A 16,521-nucleotide genomic window follows, 5' to 3' on the forward strand; every position below is an offset into this window, starting at 1 on the left:
TAAGTCACCTCATCATTTCTCGGTCTTCAAGCAGGTATAGGTATGAAAATTACGGATGAGCCGATTCAGTTCGGCTGTTGATTGTGTACGCCGCTAAACGGAGCTCTCCGCATTTCGTCGTGTCCAGCTGCGAGCACCAGCGGCTAGCGACATAAGCAGTGGCCCCCTCCAGAAGGAAAGGGCGCCTTCCTGCGGGTACCCCTGCTTATGCGTACGCCGCTAAACGGTGCTCTCCGCATTTCGTCGTGTCCAGCTGCAGGCGCCAGCGGCTAGTGACATAAGCAGCCCATCCTCTGAAGGGAAAGAGCGCCCTTCCTGAGGACGTTCTGCTTATGCATACGCCGCTAACCAGGCGCCTTCCGCATTTCGCAGTGTCCAGCTGCGAGCACCAGCGGCTAGCGACATAAGCAGTGGCCCCCTCCGGAAGGAAAGGGCGCCTTCCTGCGGGAACCCCTGCTTATGCGTACGCCGCTAAACGGTGCTCTCCGCATTTCGTTTAATTATATCATTATTTCTTATTTTTCGAAGGTGTGAGGGTTTTGGGTGGGGGAATTATCATACATTACTTGTTGAAGATAGCAAAATTATATAAAATAGTGAAGTGGATGTGATAAGATGATAAAAAGTATGACTGGATACGGCAGAACAAAAAAAGAATCTGATCAGTTCGCTGTGACGGCCGAAATCAAATCGGTCAATCATCGGTTCAATGAAATTTCAGTGCGCATGCCGAGGCAAATGATGATGTTTGAAGATAAAATCAAACGGGTCATCGGCCGCGTGACGGCACGCGGTAAAATCGATGTCTTCATTTCTCTGGAAGGGGAAGGGGCTGTCAGCAGGGACCTTGAAGTGGATTGGACGCTGCTGGATGCCTACTATGAACAAATCAAATCCATAGCCGGCCGCTATCAGTTAAATGAAGAGATTCGCCTGTCGCATCTCATGAACTTGAAAGATGCATTCCAGGTAGTGGAACGGGAGGGCAATTCGGCAGAACTGGAGGGCGTCCTGCTCCAGGCTGTTGAGGAAGCGGCTTTGAAACTTGTAGACATGCGGTTAGAAGAGGGCCGTCAGCTTTATAAGGACATCTCTGCTCTTTTGGAGAAAATCAGCACGATCGTACAGGATCTGTCGGACTATAAGGATACTGTCGCGGATAAATATCGGACCCGCCTCATCGGGAAAATCGAGGATTTTTTGAATGGGACGGGGGAAATCGATGAAACAAGAGTTATTCAGGAAGTTGCGATCTTTGCGGAAAAGGCGGATATTAATGAAGAGCTTACAAGGCTCTGCAGCCACATCGAACAATTCAGTACGGCATTACATAGTGATGACTCCGTTGGGCGGAAGCTTGATTTTCTTGTGCAGGAAATGAATCGGGAAATGAACACGATCGGTTCAAAAGCGAATGATGCCGGAATCAGCCGCCAGGTTGTGGAAATGAAAAGCGCGCTTGAAAAAATCAAGGAGCAGGTGCAAAATATTGAATGACCATGAAGACGGTTAGCCGCTTTCATGTCGGGGAATAATAGACAATTGACCAGTAGGAGGACAACCGGATGAGCATTAAATTAATTAATATCGGCTTTGGTAATATCGTATCAGCCAATCGCATCATTTCTATTGTAAGTCCTGAATCTGCACCGATTAAACGGATTATACAGGAAGCGCGTGACCGAAATATGCTGGTTGATGCCACATACGGCCGAAGAACACGTGCGGTGATCATCGCTGACAGTGACCACGTGATATTATCTGCTGTCCAGCCGGAAACAGTGGCGCAGCGGCTGTTGAATAAAGAGGACATTCAGGACGAAGGGTAGGTTATTATCGTTATATGAAACAAAAAGGTTTGTTAATCGTACTTTCCGGGCCTTCCGGAGTAGGAAAGGGCACTGTCCGCAAGGCGCTGTTTGAAAAGGAAGAAACAAAGCTCCAATACTCCATTTCCATGACCACCCGCAAACCGCGTGAAGGGGAAGTCGACGGTGTCGATTATTTTTTTAAATCAAAAGAAGAGTTTGAAGAACTGATCCGCAACGATAAACTGCTGGAGTGGGCTGAATATGTAGGCAACTACTATGGGACCCCTGTGGATTATGTAAGGCAAACCCTTGATGAAGGCAAGGATGTGCTGCTGGAAATTGAAGTGCAGGGAGCACTGCAAGTACGCAAAAGGTTTCCGGAAGGCGTCTTTTTGTTCCTTGCACCGCCGAGCCTTGACGAGCTGCGCTCTCGCATTGAAAATCGCGGGACCGAAACTGAGGAACTCATTCTAAACAGAATGAACGTTGCCCGCGATGAGATTGAAATGATGTCGGCATATGATTATGTCGTTGTCAACGATGAAATTAATAATGCCTGTGACCGAATCAACGCCATCGTGACTGCCGAGCATTGTAAAAGGGAACGGGTGGAAGAACAATTTAAACAGATGATGGGAGCTGAGTAGATTATGATGCTTTATCCTTCAATTGACACATTAATGGAGAAAATCGATTCTAAATATACACTCGTTACACTGGCAGCCAAAAGAGCGAGACAAATCCAGGAGGACCGGAGAACGCTCATAGACAGTCCTTCGTCAAACAAGTACGTCGGGATGGCGCTCGAAGAAATACAGGATGGTAAATTGAAAGTTGATGTTCCTGAATAATTATCGTCAGTCTAACAACCTGTGTTTTTGCACATAGGTTGTTATTTTTTTCGTTTCCCTGTGAAGGTCCGAAATAGATGAAAGAGCAGAGAAAAATATTCCCATAACTTCCGGTTATGCCATCTTTGCTAAATATGGGATGTTAAAAAGAGAGGGGCATTGTTATGATGGAAGGCAAAAATATTTTGTTATGTGTAAGCGGCGGCATCGCCGTTTATAAGGCTGCGGCTTTGGCCAGCAAGCTTTCCCAGACTGGTGCGAATGTAAAGGTGATTATGACGGATTCAGCCCGGCAATTCGTATCTCCGCTCACGTTTCAATCGCTTTCCCGCAATCCGGTCTACACGGATACATTTGATGAAAAAGATGCAGCGGTCATCGCCCATATTGATCTCGCCGACTGGGCTGACCTCGTGATTGTCGCGCCTGCAACAGCGAATGTCATTGGGAAACTGGCCAACGGGATTGCCGATGACATGTTATCGACCACCCTGCTGGCTGTCCGCGCCCCGGTCTGGCTTGCCCCGGCAATGAATGTCCATATGTACGCCCACCCGGCAGTCCGGGAAAACATGGATAAGCTGGCCGAAAGAGGACACCAGTTCATTGAACCGGGTGAAGGATATCTCGCATGCGGTTATACTGGCAAGGGCCGCCTGGAAGAGCCTGAGACCATCGCCGGACACGCGGCCGAATATTTCCGTAAATCAGGTTCGCTCAAAGGGAAAAAGCTGATTGTGACGGCCGGCCCTACTGTTGAAAGGGTTGATCCTGTCAGGTTTTTCACAAACAGGTCAACAGGAAAGATGGGTTTCGCCATCGCTGAAGAGGCGGCTGAGCAAGGGGCCGAAGTCGTTCTCGTTTCAGGTCCTGTTTCGCTGGCTGATCCGCCGGGTGTCCATGTCGTAAGGGTGGAAACGGCCGAAGAAATGTTCAATGCGGTAATGGATCATTACGAACGGGCTGACATTGTCGTAAAAGCTGCCGCTGTTGCCGATTATCGTCCTGTTGAGATTCATGGGCAGAAAATGAAGAAGAGCGAAGGGTCTCTCATGCTCGAAATGGAACGGACAAAGGACATCCTGAAGACGCTTGGCAGCCAAAAAAGCGGGCAGGTGCTTGTCGGTTTTGCTGCCGAGAGTGAACGGGTCGAAGAATATGCCCGCAAGAAACTTGAAAGCAAAAACCTTGATATCATTGTCGCAAACAACATCAATGAAGCGGGGTCGGGCTTCGGTTCAGACACGAATTCGGTTCAAATTTATAAAAGGGACGGCTCTTCAAGGGAACTGCCGCTATTGGCAAAAAGGGAAGTCGCAAAGGTTATTCTTGCAGAAGCAGTCGAATTAATAAAGGGGAAACATGAATGATAGTAGCAAAAATAATAGTGGATGTGCCGGCCAACCAGACGGACAGGCCGTTTGATTATCTGGTTCCGGAACAATGGCAGCAGGTCATCAGGCCGGGCATGCGGGTAGCTGTCCCGTTCGGCCCCCGGAAACTGCAAGGTTTTGTCGTCGGGTTACAGGAAGGAAGCACTGTGAAACGGCTGAAGGAGATTGAAGAGATTCTTGATCCTGAGCCCGTATTAACCGGCGAACTGCTTGATCTCGGGTTCTGGCTGAGTGAAAACACCCTTTCTTTTGCCATCACTGCCTTTCAGGTTATGCTGCCGGCGGCGATGAAAGCAAAATACGAGAAAGAAGTGGCGTTGAGCGATGGGGTCGGCCAGGAGGATTTACACCCATCTGTGAGACCGCTATTCGAAGGGAAACAATCGATCCGCTGGAAGGATGCCGATCCACAACTATATGTTGAGCTTCAAAAAGAAATTACCGCAAAACATCTCGATGTCGTTTATCATGTAAAGGATCGGGCCGGGAAAAAAACGGACAGATACATCAAGCCTGCCTTTACCGGGGCAGCACTCGACCAATTGATGAAGGCTTTGAACAAGCAGGCGGTGAAACAGAAAAAGGTCCTTGCTTATTTCTCAGAATCGGAAAAACCGGTATTGCTGAAGGAATTGCTCGATGCCGCTGGAACTACGGAAGCACCTGTCAAAGCCCTTATCGAAAAAGGCATACTGATTGAAGAAGAAGTAGAAGCATTCAGAGATCCTTATGGAGAACAGGAATTCACCAGGACAGAAGCCTTACAGCTTTCAGACGAACAGCAGCGTGCATTTCGTTCCATATCCAGAGAAATTGAACGGGAGAACCATAAAGTATTTCTGTTGCATGGAATTACAGGAAGCGGTAAGACTGAAGTGTATCTGCAGGCAATCGATGAAGTTCTTAAGCAGGGAAAAGAAGCCATTGTCCTTGTTCCGGAAATTTCGCTTACTCCCCAGATGGTTGAGCGTTTCAAAGGAAGGTTCGGATCGCTTGTAGCCGTGCTGCACAGCGGACTTTCCATCGGAGAGAAATATGACGAATGGCGAAAAATTCAGCAAGGACGGGTAAAGGTTGCAGTCGGTGCCCGCTCGGCTGTTTTTGCGCCGTTTGAAAACCTCGGCATGATTATCATAGATGAAGAACATGAAACGAGCTATAAACAGGAAGAAAACCCGCGCTACCATGCGCGCAATGTTGCAATACAGCGGGGGATGCATCATCATTGCCCGGTCGTGCTCGGGAGCGCGACACCTTCTCTCGAATCGTATGCCAGAGCATCCAAAGGGGTTTACGAACTGCTTGAACTGGAAAACCGGCACAACGATCAAATGCTGCCTGAAGTGAAAATTGTGGACATGAGGGAGGAGCTGCGCGGCGGAAATCGGTCGATGTTTTCACGCGAACTTTTCGGAAAGCTTCAGGACCGGATTGAAAAAGGGGAGCAAAGTGTCCTGTTCCTGAACCGGCGCGGTTTTTCCACATTTGTCATGTGCAGGGACTGCGGATATGTGATAGAGTGTCCACATTGTGATATATCCCTCACATACCATAAACGCCATGGCAGCATGAAATGCCATTATTGCGGTTATGAAACGCGGCTGCCCCGTCAGTGCCCGGAGTGTGAAAGCGAGCATATACGCTTTTTCGGAACTGGAACGCAAAAAGTGGAAGAAGAGCTGAATAAGGTGCTGCCTGAAGCGAGGGTGCTGCGCATGGATGTCGATACGACCCGGCGCAAAGGAGCGCATGAAAAACTGCTCGGCACTTTTGGCAGCGGGAAAGCCGATATTCTTCTCGGAACCCAGATGATCGCAAAGGGGCTCGATTTTCCGAATGTGACGCTAGTAGGTGTCCTTGCCGCTGACACGATGCTGCACTTGCCTGATTTCCGGGCAGCGGAAAAAACGTTCCAGCTTCTGACTCAGGTGAGCGGGCGTGCAGGGCGTCATAAGCTTCCGGGTGAAGTGGTTGTACAGACATATACGCCTGAGCATTACAGCGTAGACCTCGCATCCCGTCATGATTATGGATCGTTTTATAACAGGGAAATGCTTATGCGGAAGCAGCACGAGTATCCGCCGTTTTACTTCCTGGCACTTATCAGCGTATCCCATCCGGAATTGGTGCAGGCAGCGGATACGACCGATAAGATCACAGCTTACCTGAAATCCCGGCTCTCCCCAAAGGCTGTCGTTTTGGGGCCTGTGGCTTCAGCTGTACCAAGGATTAAGGATAGATATCGCTATCAATGCATGATAAAATACAAGAATGAACCAAATCTGGCTTCCGTTTTGAGGGAGCTCAATAAACAGTATGCAAAACAGATGCAAAACGGAAATTTGCAAATTTCCATTGACATGAATCCGTATATGCTGATGTAAACGGAAAAAGAAATTGCAATTGAAAGGAACAAGCAGCCAATATGAGTATTTTAAAAATCGTCGAGTATCCGGCAGACATCCTGACCAGAAAATGTGAGCAAGTGGAGCAGTTTGACAGGGAGCTGTCGGTTTTTATTGATAATATGTTTGAAACGATGGATGCTGCGGACGGCGTCGGCCTTGCCGCCCCGCAAGTCGATGTTGCAAAACGCATAGCAGTCGTTGATGTCGGTGATGAAAACGGCAGAATCGAATTGGTCAACCCGGTCATTTTAAAAACAGCCGGAATGCAGACAGGACCTGAAGGCTGTCTGAGCTTCCCCGGCTTGTATGGTGAAGTGAAGCGGCCGGATTATGTGAAGCTGAAGGCGCGTGACCGGCACGGCAAAACATACATGCTTGAAGCGGATGGGTTTCTTGCCAGGGCGTTATTGCACGAAATCGACCATCTTGACGGAATCCTGTTTACGGAGAAAGTGACTCGCTATTTTGAACCGGAAGAGCTGGATGTTCAAGAGTAAACCTTGCTGAAAAGGATGAGACAGATGACGAGAATTATTTTTATGGGGACGCCTGACTTTGCGGTGCCTGTCCTCCGTCAGATAATCGAAGACGGATATGAAGTGGCGGCAGTCGTCACGCAGCCGGACAGGCCGGTCGGCCGTAAACGGGTCATCACCCCGCCGCCTGTGAAAGTGGAGGCAGAAAAGCACGGAATTCCGGTATTCCAGCCGGAAAAAATCAAGAATGAAAAAGAATATAAGCCTATCCTTGCTCTTAATCCGGATCTGATCGTCACAGCAGCTTTTGGGCAAATACTTCCAAAAGCGATTCTTGAAGCCCCTCCGTACGGATGCATAAATGTGCATGCATCCCTCTTGCCGGAGCTGAGGGGCGGAGCACCGATTCATTATGCCATACTTGAAGGAAAAGAAAAAACGGGAATCACAATTATGTATATGGCAGAAAAACTGGATGCTGGCGATATCCTCACCCAGGTCGAAGTGCCGATTGACGAAAATGACAGCACGGGGTCCCTGCATAATAAGCTTAGTGCCGCAGGAGCCAGGCTGCTTTCTGAAACAGTTCCGGAGCTGTTGGACGGCAACTTGAAGCCTGTCATCCAGGATGAAGAAAAAGCGACATTCGCCCCTACTATCAAGCGCGATATGGAGCGGATTAATTGGACAAAGACCGGTGAAGAGATTTATAACAAAATCCGCGCGCTTCATCCATGGCCAGTGGCATTCACCACTTATAATGGAAAGCCTTTGAAAATCTGGTGGGCTGAAAAAGTGCCCGGGACCTCAGGCGATCCCGGTTCGGTGCTTGCGGTGGAAACGGACGGATTCGTTGTGGCGGCGGGCAATGATACGGCAATAAAAGTGACTGACCTTCAACCGTCAGGAAAAAAAAGGATGACCGGAGAGCAGTTTTTGCGGGGTGCCGGCTCCTCTTTAGAATCCGGTGTAAAACTCGGTGATGCAAATGGCTGATAAAAATGTGCGGGAGGCGGCCCTCGATATCCTTCTGAAAATCGAAGAGCAGCAATCCTACAGCAATCTGCTTTTAAACCGAAAACTCAATGAATACAAACTGGATGCCAGGGATGCCGGCCTGCTTACCGAAATCGTCTACGGCACAATCCAGCGGAAGTACACACTGGATTACTATCTTGGCCCGTTTCTGAAAAACCCCCGCAAATTAGATAAATGGGTTCTCATTTTATTGAGGCTTTCCCTTTATCAGATGCAGTACCTCGATCGTGTGCCGGAGCGGGCTGTCATTCACCAGGCGGTTGAAATCGCAAAGAAGCGGGGCCACCGCGGAATCTCAGGCATGGTCAATGGCGTTTTAAGGAATATCCAGAGAAAAGGAGTTCCCGCCCTCGAGGAGATTTCCGGTCCTGTCAAACGGCTGGCAACGGCTACAAGCCATCCCGAATGGCTCGTAAGTCGATGGGTGGAACGATACGGTTTTGAAACGACAGAACAAATGTGCCAAACGAATCTGGAAGCACCGCCTGTAACTGCAAGGGTGAACGTGGACAGAGCCACCCGTGACGAGGTGATTGCGATCATGAAAGAGGAAGGCATTGAAGCAGAGGCCGGTGAGCTTTCCGATGATGCGATCAGAATTTTGAAAGGAAATGCCGCTGCCACATCAGCATTTAAAAACGGGCTCATAAGCATCCAGGATGAAAGCTCGATGCTGGTTGCCCGCGCGCTTGATCCGCGTCCTGATGAAGCGGTTCTTGACAGCTGTGCAGCCCCTGGCGGAAAATCGACGCATATTGCTGAGCGCATGCACAACACTGGAAAAGTGGTATCGCTCGACCTTCATGAACATAAAGTGAAGCTCATCCAGGATCAGAGTGAGCGACTTGGACTTTCGAATATAGAAGCAAAAGCGCTTGACAGCCGGAAAGCAGGAGAGGCATTCCACAAGGAAAGTTTTGACAGGGTTCTCGTTGATGCCCCGTGTTCAGGTCTAGGGGTTGTTAGACGGAAACCGGATATAAAATACAGCAAACAGGAAAAGGATATAAAGAGGCTGGCTGATATCCAGCTGGATATTTTGGAAGCGGCTGCTCCGCTTGTCAAGCAGGGCGGCACCATCATATACAGCACCTGTACAGTTGATGAGGAAGAAAACGGGGAACTGGTGAGGACGTTCCTCGGCAGGAATGAACAATTTGAATTTGATGAGTCCCTGATTGACAGGATGCCGGAAAAGGTGAAAGAACGTTTTCCGGATGCCAGAGGTGAAATCCAACTGATGCCCCAGCATTTCGGCAGTGACGGATTTTACATCGCAGCATTAAGGAAGAAGGTGTTACCAACATGATGGAACAAAATAAAGAAATAGTAAAAAAGGAAACGACAGAGGAGACCGGGCAGAAACCGTCGATTTATTCACTTGAGTTTGATGAAATTAAGGACTGGATGAAGGAGAGCGGTGAACCTTCCTTCCGTGCAGGCCAGCTGTTTGATTGGCTTTATATTAAGCGCGCATCCAGTTTCGAGGAAATGACGAATCTTTCGAAAGGGCTCCGTGAGAAGCTGGCTGCAGCTTTTACATTGACTACGCTGAAAACGATCATCCAGCAGACGGCTTCGGACGGCACGATGAAGTTTTTGTTCGAGCTTCATGACGGCTATTCAATCGAAACGGTGCTGATGCGTCATGAATACGGAAACAGCATATGTGTCACCACCCAGGTTGGCTGCCGAATCGGCTGTACGTTCTGCGCTTCCACGCTGGGCGGACTGAAGCGCAATCTTGAAGCGGGTGAAATCGTCGCCCAGGTCATGAAAGTCCAGAAGGCTCTTGATGAGACTGATGAACGCGTCAGCCAGGTTGTCGTAATGGGAATCGGTGAGCCGTTTGATAATTACAGTGAACTGATGTCCTTCTTGAGGACGATCAACCATGAAAAAGGGCTGAATATCGGCGCCCGCCATATCACGATTTCGACAAGCGGCATCATTCCGAAAATTTACGACTTTGCGGATGAAGGAATGCAGATCAATTTCGCAATTTCCCTGCATGCGCCGAACAGTGAGCTCCGCAGCAGGCTTATGCCGATCAATAAAGCCTATAAACTTCCTGAACTGATGGATGCGGTCAATTATTACACCGAAAAAACAGGCAGGCGCATCACGTTTGAGTATGGCTTGTTTGGAGGAGTGAACGACCAGGTTGAACATGCGGAAGAATTGGCACAGCTTGTCAAAGGGGTGAAGTGCCATATCAATTTGATTCCGGTAAATTACGTTCCGGAAAGGGATTATGTAAGGACACCGCGAAATCAAATATTTAAGTTCGAACGCACGCTCAAAGACCATGGAGTGAATGTGACGATTCGCCGTGAACAGGGCCACGATATTGATGCTGCATGCGGACAGCTTAGGGCCAAGGAGCGAGAGAAAGAGACGAGGTGACCGAAAATGGAATCGATTTTCATGACGGACAGGGGCAAAGTGCGTCCCCATAATGAAGACAGCGGCGGAGCGTTTCACAGTGAAAACGGTCCGCTTCTGGCTGTTGTGGCTGATGGGATGGGGGGGCATCGGGCCGGGGATGTTGCAAGTTTGATGGCTGTATCCCTTTTAAAAGAAAGCTGGGATTCTGCAGCACAGGTAGATAACCCGGGACATGCTGAAACGCTCTTGGAAAGTGTATTTCAAAAAGTGAATAGCGCCGTATTTGAATATGCCCGTGATCACAGCGAATGTGAAGGTATGGGGACAACGATGGTCGGGGCTGTGTGCACAGCTGACTTTTTTACAATCGCAAGTGTCGGGGACAGCAGAGGATATATATTCAATCAGAACGGATTCAGGCAGGTAACCGAAGATCATTCCCTTGTTCAGGAGCTTGTGAAATCCGGTGAGATCACACAGGAAGATGCTGAGCATCATCCCCGCAAAAATGTTCTTACACGAGCGATCGGCACTGAACCAGCCATCACAGCGGACATTAATACGATCGGCTGGGATGAAGGCGATGCGCTGCTTTTGTGTTCTGACGGATTATCCAACAAAGTGACAATCGAGCAGATGAATAAAGTTCTTGCAGAGGAAGGGCCTCTCCACAGCAAAGCTGAAAAGCTGATTGAAATGGCGAATGATCTGGGCGGAGAAGACAATATAACCCTGGCAATCGTCAGGAACACGGCCCCTGAAAGCAGGTGAATGCCCGATGATGATTGGCAAGCGTTTAAACGGCCGCTATAAACTGCTCGAAGCAATCGGCGGCGGCGGAATGGCAAATGTATACCGCGCCAAAGACATGATACTCGACAGGATTGTTGCAGTTAAGGTACTGCGGCCCGAATATTCGAATGATGAGGAATTCATCAAACGGTTCCGCCGGGAAGCGCAATCGGCAACCAGCCTTGTACATAACCATGTTGTTTCCATTTTTGATGTCGGAGAAGAAGACGATATTTACTTCATCGTCATGGAATATGTTGAAGGCATGACATTGAAGAAATATATTCAGCAGAACGGTCCTCTGCCGATCGATGAAGCGCTGTCCATCATGAAACAGGTCTGTTCAGCAGTGGATCATGCCCATCATAACCATATTGTCCATCGTGATATCAAACCGCAAAATATTTTAATTGATGATGAGGGGACAATCAAAATAACCGATTTCGGGATTGCGATGGCGCTGAGTGCCACAGCGATCACACAAACAAATTCCGTTCTCGGCTCGGTCCATTATCTTTCTCCTGAACAGGCGCGGGGCGGACTCGCGACAAACAAGTCAGACATTTACTCACTCGGCATTGTCATGTTTGAACTGCTGACAGGAAGACTGCCGTTTTCAGGAGAATCGGCAGTATCAATCGCCTTGAAACATTTACAGACCGAAACGCCTTCAGTTAGGCGCTGGAACCCGGACATTCCGCAAAGTGTCGAAAACATCATTCTTAAGGCGACGGCGAAGGATCCGTTCCATCGTTACCGTTCGATTGATGAAATGGAACAGGACCTTGAGACAGCGCTTGATGCCGATCGGCTGAATGAGCAGCGTTTTGCGCCTCCTGAGGAAGATGATGAAGAAGTCACCAAAGCGATTCCTGTTGTGACAGATGACAGGTTTGACGAACACGACGGCGAAACAATCATCCATGCGGATAACGGCAGTAAGGCCCCTCCTCCTGATGATGGAAACGGCGGTGACAAGAAAAAACAGGGCAAGTGGAAAAAGGTGCTGGCCGTCCTGTTTATCACCCTCCTCTTGCTCGGGGCAGCGGCTGCGGCCGCATTCACTATCCTCCCTTCCATGTTCGCGGCTAAAGATGTGACCATTCCGGAAGTTGCGGGTATGGAGTACGAGGATGCATTAAATGAGCTGACCGCTGCCGGGCTTAAAGTGAAACGGGAAAAACGAAATGACGATGAAGTCGGGGCCGGCCTGGTCATCCTTACCGAACCGGATGCGGGTACAACCGTAAAGGAAGGCTATGAAGTTACAGTCGTCGAAAGCCTCGGGAAAGAAAAGATGAGTTTCGGAGATTATACGGGAATGCAATTTGATGCTGTCAAGAAAGAGCTTATCCTGAAAGGGTTTAAAGAAGAGAACATAAAGGAATACGAGCAGGACAGTGATGAGCAGGAAGGCACCATTTTGCGCCAAACCCAGCCTTCCCCGGGAGATGAAGTGATTCCTGAAGAAGCGTATGTCATTTTTGAAGTTTCTAAAGGTCCGCCGAAGATAGAGTTGGAGGATATGGCCGGGTGGAGCAAGGACAGGGTTTATGATTATATAGAACGTAATACCATTAGCCTTGATGAAAAAGAAGAATATTCAGATTCGGTTCCCGCAGGCCAGGCAATCAAACAGTCGCCGAAAGCAGGTACGGTTCTAGAAGAGGGATCTAAAATCACCGTCATCTTCTCAAAGGGTTCAGAACCGGAGCCTGAACCTGAACCGGAGCCGAAACGCACCACCATTGAAGTGGAAGTGCCTTACGAACCGGAAGAAGAAGGGGACGGGCAGACCGTCAAGATTTATATTGGTGATGAGCAAAATGATATCAGTGATGTATTCAAAAAAGAAGAAATTAAGAATGATAAGGTCGTGAATATTGATCTTGTCGTACCTTATGAGGGGAGCGCCTCCTACAAGGTGACGCGCGACGGCGAAGTCATTGAGGAAGCTACGGTTCGTTATGAAGATCTTTAATCATAAAAGATGGAGTTGAAAGCATGGCAGAAGGAAAGATCATTAAATCATTGAGCGGTTTTTACTACGTCCTCAACGAAGATGGAATAACGAGATGCCGCGGACGCGGTGTGTTCCGCAAAAACAAAATCACGCCGCTTGTCGGCGATGAGGTCGTTTTCGAAGCAGGTGAGGATACCGAAGGATATATCATGGAAGTGAAACCCCGCAAAAATGAATTGGTCAGGCCGCCGATTTCCAACGTCGATCAGGCCATCCTTGTGTTTTCTGCTGCCGAGCCTGATTTTTCCGCAAGCCTGCTGGACCGTTTTCTCGTTTTGATCGAAGCGAACGACATCAAGCCGGTGATCGTCATCACAAAGATGGATTTACTGTCCGCCGGCACGAAGGAAGAGATCGAACGATATGCCGAAGACTATCGTGCTGCCGGATATGACGTCCTCCTCGTTTCAAATTTGACGGGTGAAGGCATCACGAAAATCAAACCTTTTTTGAAAGACCGGATTACGGTCGCAGCCGGCCAGTCAGGTGTGGGGAAATCATCGCTCTTAAACACCCTCATTCCCGATCTCGACCTTGAGACGAGTATGATATCCGAAAGTCTTGGCCGGGGGAAACATACGACAAGGCATGTGGAGCTGATCGATTATAACGGAGGTTTGATCGCGGACACGCCGGGATTCAGTTCGCTTGACTTCCAGGATATCGAAGCTGAGGATTTGACCTTTTATTTTCCTGAAATGAGGGAACGCTTGAATGATTGCAAGTTCAGGGGCTGCATCCATATCAACGAGCCGAAATGCGCCGTGAAACGGGCAGTCGATGAAGGCGAAATCCCAATTTACCGGTATGAACACTATAAAGCGTTCTTTAATGAAATTAAAGACCAGAAACGGAGGTACTGACTATGGTGAAAATTGCACCATCGATTCTGTCTGCCGACTTTGCGAAGCTCGGCGATGAGATCAAAGAGGTGGAACGCGGCGGAGCCGATTACATTCATGTGGATGTGATGGACGGGCACTTTGTTCCGAATATCACAATCGGCCCGCTCATCGTAGAAGCCATCAGGCCTGTCACAGACCTGCCGCTTGATGTCCATTTGATGATTGAAAATCCTGACCGCTATATTCCGCAATTCGTCAAGGCAGGTGCCGATATAATTACTGTCCATGCAGAAGCTTGCCCGCATTTGCACAGGACGATCCAGCTCATTAAAAACGAAGGTGCCAAAGCGGGCGTCGTCCTTAATCCGGCAACATCGGTTGATGTCATCAAACATGTCATTGAAGATATTGATATGATTCTTTTGATGACCGTCAATCCCGGTTTTGGCGGACAGTCCTTTATTTCGTCTGTCGTTCCGAAAATCCGCGAAGCTGCACGGCTTGTGGATGAAAGAAATCCGAAAGTGGAAATTGAAGTGGATGGCGGCATCAATCCGGACACAGCCCGTACAGTGACTGAAGCGGGGGCAACCGTCCTTGTTGCCGGCTCTGCTGTTTTCAATAAAGAGGACCGCACAGGGGCGATTCAGGCTTTACGCGGATAAATAGGACGATGCTGGCGCCGCTCCGATGAAGAGCGGCGCTTTCAATTCACCGAAAGTGTTTTTCAGGCAAACTGCCGCCCAGCCGGCAGAAATAAACTTGTAAAGCGGGGCTATGATGTTGAAGACAATCGTGATTGCTGCCGGAAGCCCGGAGATCTCTTTCGAAGCTCTTCCCGAAATAAGCGGTGAGGTCATCTGGGCGGGGGCAGACAGGGGGGTATATCACCTTCTGAAGGCAGGTATCGTGCCGGAACAGGCATTTGGAGACTTTGATTCTCTTGCAGATGAAGAACTTGAATGGGTACGAAGCAAGCTTGAACCGATGCAAATTAAAATTTACCCGAAAGAAAAAGATAAAACAGATCTGGAACTGGCGGTGGAATGGGCACTGGCCGAGCCGGAAACGGACGCCGTCCATATCATCGGAGCGACGGGCGGCAGGCTTGATCATACGATGTCAAATATCCAGCTGCTGTTAAAAGGAGTGGAGGCAAACATCCCAATCATCCTCTCCGATGCTTTCAACCGGCTTGAACTGCTGATTCCCGGCAGCTATGAAACAGCTCGTAAGCCCGGCTATGACTACATTTCGTTTCTCCCTTTTACTGAAAAGGTCGAAGGACTTACACTGAACGGCTTCAAGTATCCCCTCAAAAATGAGACGATCCGCTGGGGGGCAACCCTGACAGTCTCGAACGAATTGGCGGCCGAAAATGGTACTTTTTCATTTAAGACCGGCATATTATTGGTGATAAAGAGCAAGGATTAATTTCGGGTTGAGGGTACTATTTTTCTCAGTCTGAATATATTTATGAAAGAGATGTCCTTTTTATTGTTCATAATATGTGCAGGATTAACCGGTTTGAGGAGGGGGAAACATGAAGTTTTATACAATTAAACTTCCTAAGTTCATCGGGGGATTTGTAAGGGCGATATTGGGATCTTTCAAAAAGGAATGAACAAAAAAAGCACCTTGGTCAGGTGCTTTTTTTGTTTATGCGAAAAGCATGCTTGATTATACGCGTTCTACTTTTCCGGATTTAAGGGCACGGGCAGAAACATAAACGCGTTTCGGTTTGCCGTCAACCATGATGCGAACCTTTTGGACATTCGCACCCCATTTGCGTTTAGAAGCATTCATTGCGTGTGAACGCTTGTTGCCTTTGCGTGTCTGCCGGCCGGTAACTACACATTTGCGAGCCATGAAAGAACCTCCTTATCAACGAACATATTGCTTATTTTCAAGAAATACTAATTAAACTTATCACACCTTATAGAAGAAATCAATACTCATCGAACAACCGTTTCAAGAAAATTTCCTTGACAACTTGAAATCCGGTATGATGTATATAATAGTGGCGTTTATATAGCTCTGCAAATCGGGCACTTTATTATTGATATTGTATATAGTAAAATGAGATTAGCTTTACCTGCTAATCGAAAAGGAGGATTCTCTATGACTATTGAGATGCGAACTGACTACGGCAATATCGATATAAGCAATGAAGTCATCGGCACAATTGCCGGCGGAGCTGCAGTTGACAGTTATGGGATTGTCGGCATGGCATCCAGGAAACAGCTGAAGGACGGCCTGTCAGATATCCTGGGCCGGGAAAACCTGGCCAAAGGTGTTGTCGTACGCCAGAATGAAGAAGACGAAATACATATTGATGCCTATATCATTGTGAGTTACGGCACGAAAATTTCGGAAGTGGCCCACAATGTTCAGACAAAAGTGAAATACACCTTAAATAAAACATTAGGAATTTCAGTGGACTCCGTGAATGTGTATGTGCAGGGAGTCCGGGTGACAAACCCGTAGTGTGAGGA

At 48.4% G+C, this 16,521-nt stretch carries 18 protein-coding genes; 17 read left to right on the top strand and 1 reads right to left on the bottom strand.

The window, feature by feature from the left end; translation table 11 throughout:
* The first annotated feature begins 615 nt into the window (after positions 1–615).
* The 16 genes from A4U59_RS18635 to spoVM all read left to right on the top strand — a co-directional run bounded on the left by A4U59_RS18635 (position 616) and on the right by spoVM (position 15,650).
* Entirely contained in the window at positions 616–1,497 is an 882-nt protein-coding gene (locus A4U59_RS18635; RefSeq protein ID WP_066175085.1) for a YicC/YloC family endoribonuclease, read from the top strand.
* A 68-nt stretch (positions 1,498–1,565) separates the two neighbouring features.
* Positions 1,566–1,829 carry an extracellular matrix/biofilm regulator RemA gene (gene remA, locus A4U59_RS18640; protein WP_066175087.1) on the top strand — a complete coding sequence of 88 codons (264 nt, stop codon included), beginning with the start codon at positions 1,566–1,568 and terminating at the stop codon, positions 1,827–1,829.
* Positions 1,830–1,843: 14 nt separating this feature from the next.
* Positions 1,844–2,458, top strand: a complete 615-nt coding sequence (gene gmk / locus A4U59_RS18645) for a guanylate kinase (protein WP_066175089.1) — start codon at positions 1,844–1,846, stop codon at positions 2,456–2,458.
* A 6-nt stretch (positions 2,459–2,464) separates the two neighbouring features.
* A complete protein-coding gene (gene rpoZ / locus A4U59_RS18650; RefSeq protein ID WP_083270944.1) occupies positions 2,465–2,662 on the top strand; it encodes a DNA-directed RNA polymerase subunit omega in 198 nt (65 codons plus the stop codon).
* A 164-nt stretch (positions 2,663–2,826) separates the two neighbouring features.
* The gene (coaBC, locus tag A4U59_RS18655) at positions 2,827–4,032 is read left to right on the top strand and encodes a bifunctional phosphopantothenoylcysteine decarboxylase/phosphopantothenate--cysteine ligase CoaBC (protein ID WP_066175092.1); all 1,206 of its coding nucleotides are present in this window, start codon (positions 2,827–2,829) and stop codon (positions 4,030–4,032) included.
* Positions 4,029–6,440 carry a primosomal protein N' gene (gene priA / locus A4U59_RS18660; protein ID WP_066175094.1) on the top strand — a complete coding sequence of 804 codons (2,412 nt, stop codon included), beginning with the start codon at positions 4,029–4,031 and terminating at the stop codon, positions 6,438–6,440. Before coaBC ends, priA begins: the two co-directional genes overlap by 4 nt.
* A 41-nt stretch (positions 6,441–6,481) precedes the next feature.
* Complete coding sequence (def, locus tag A4U59_RS18665; RefSeq protein WP_066175096.1) at positions 6,482–6,961, top strand: peptide deformylase; 480 nt, start codon at positions 6,482–6,484, stop codon at positions 6,959–6,961.
* Between the two features lie 24 nt (positions 6,962–6,985).
* Complete coding sequence (gene fmt, locus A4U59_RS18670; protein ID WP_066175098.1) at positions 6,986–7,936, top strand: methionyl-tRNA formyltransferase; 951 nt, start codon at positions 6,986–6,988, stop codon at positions 7,934–7,936.
* Positions 7,929–9,287 carry a 16S rRNA (cytosine(967)-C(5))-methyltransferase RsmB gene (rsmB, locus tag A4U59_RS18675; protein ID WP_066175099.1) on the top strand — a complete coding sequence of 453 codons (1,359 nt, stop codon included), beginning with the start codon at positions 7,929–7,931 and terminating at the stop codon, positions 9,285–9,287. Before fmt ends, rsmB begins: the two co-directional genes overlap by 8 nt.
* Entirely contained in the window at positions 9,284–10,384 is a 1,101-nt protein-coding gene (gene rlmN, locus A4U59_RS18680) for a dual-specificity RNA methyltransferase RlmN (protein WP_066175101.1), read from the top strand. Before rsmB ends, rlmN begins: the two co-directional genes overlap by 4 nt.
* Positions 10,385–10,390: 6 nt before the next feature.
* Complete coding sequence (locus tag A4U59_RS18685) at positions 10,391–11,137, top strand: Stp1/IreP family PP2C-type Ser/Thr phosphatase (RefSeq protein WP_066175104.1); 747 nt, start codon at positions 10,391–10,393, stop codon at positions 11,135–11,137.
* Between the two features lie 7 nt (positions 11,138–11,144).
* Positions 11,145–13,139 carry a Stk1 family PASTA domain-containing Ser/Thr kinase gene (pknB, locus tag A4U59_RS18690; protein WP_066175106.1) on the top strand — a complete coding sequence of 665 codons (1,995 nt, stop codon included), beginning with the start codon at positions 11,145–11,147 and terminating at the stop codon, positions 13,137–13,139.
* 23 nt (positions 13,140–13,162) lie between these two features.
* Positions 13,163–14,044: a ribosome small subunit-dependent GTPase A gene (gene rsgA, locus A4U59_RS18695; protein WP_066175108.1), complete on the top strand. Its 882-nt coding sequence runs from the start codon at positions 13,163–13,165 to the stop codon at positions 14,042–14,044.
* 2 nt (positions 14,045–14,046) lie between these two features.
* Positions 14,047–14,691 (top strand): ribulose-phosphate 3-epimerase, encoded by a 645-nt coding sequence (gene rpe, locus A4U59_RS18700; RefSeq protein ID WP_066175110.1) that lies wholly within the window; start codon positions 14,047–14,049, stop codon positions 14,689–14,691.
* A gap of 115 nt (positions 14,692–14,806) precedes the next feature.
* Entirely contained in the window at positions 14,807–15,460 is a 654-nt protein-coding gene (locus tag A4U59_RS18705) for a thiamine diphosphokinase (protein ID WP_083270943.1), read from the top strand.
* Positions 15,461–15,569: 109 nt separating this feature from the next.
* Entirely contained in the window at positions 15,570–15,650 is an 81-nt protein-coding gene (gene spoVM / locus A4U59_RS18710; protein ID WP_066175112.1) for a stage V sporulation protein SpoVM, read from the top strand.
* A gap of 56 nt (positions 15,651–15,706) precedes the next feature.
* Here spoVM and rpmB read toward each other — a convergent pair whose 3' ends face one another.
* Entirely contained in the window at positions 15,707–15,895 is a 189-nt protein-coding gene (gene rpmB / locus A4U59_RS18715; RefSeq protein ID WP_066175117.1) for a 50S ribosomal protein L28, read from the bottom strand.
* A gap of 252 nt (positions 15,896–16,147) precedes the next feature.
* Here rpmB and A4U59_RS18720 point away from each other — a divergent pair, with 252 nt between their 5' ends.
* Entirely contained in the window at positions 16,148–16,513 is a 366-nt protein-coding gene (locus tag A4U59_RS18720; RefSeq protein WP_066175119.1) for an Asp23/Gls24 family envelope stress response protein, read from the top strand.
* Positions 16,514–16,521 lie beyond the last annotated feature (8 nt).

Origin of the sequence: Bacillus marinisedimentorum (assembly GCF_001644195.2) — a bacterium.
Lineage (GTDB): Bacteria > Bacillota > Bacilli > Bacillales > Bacillaceae_O > Bacillus_BL > Bacillus_BL marinisedimentorum.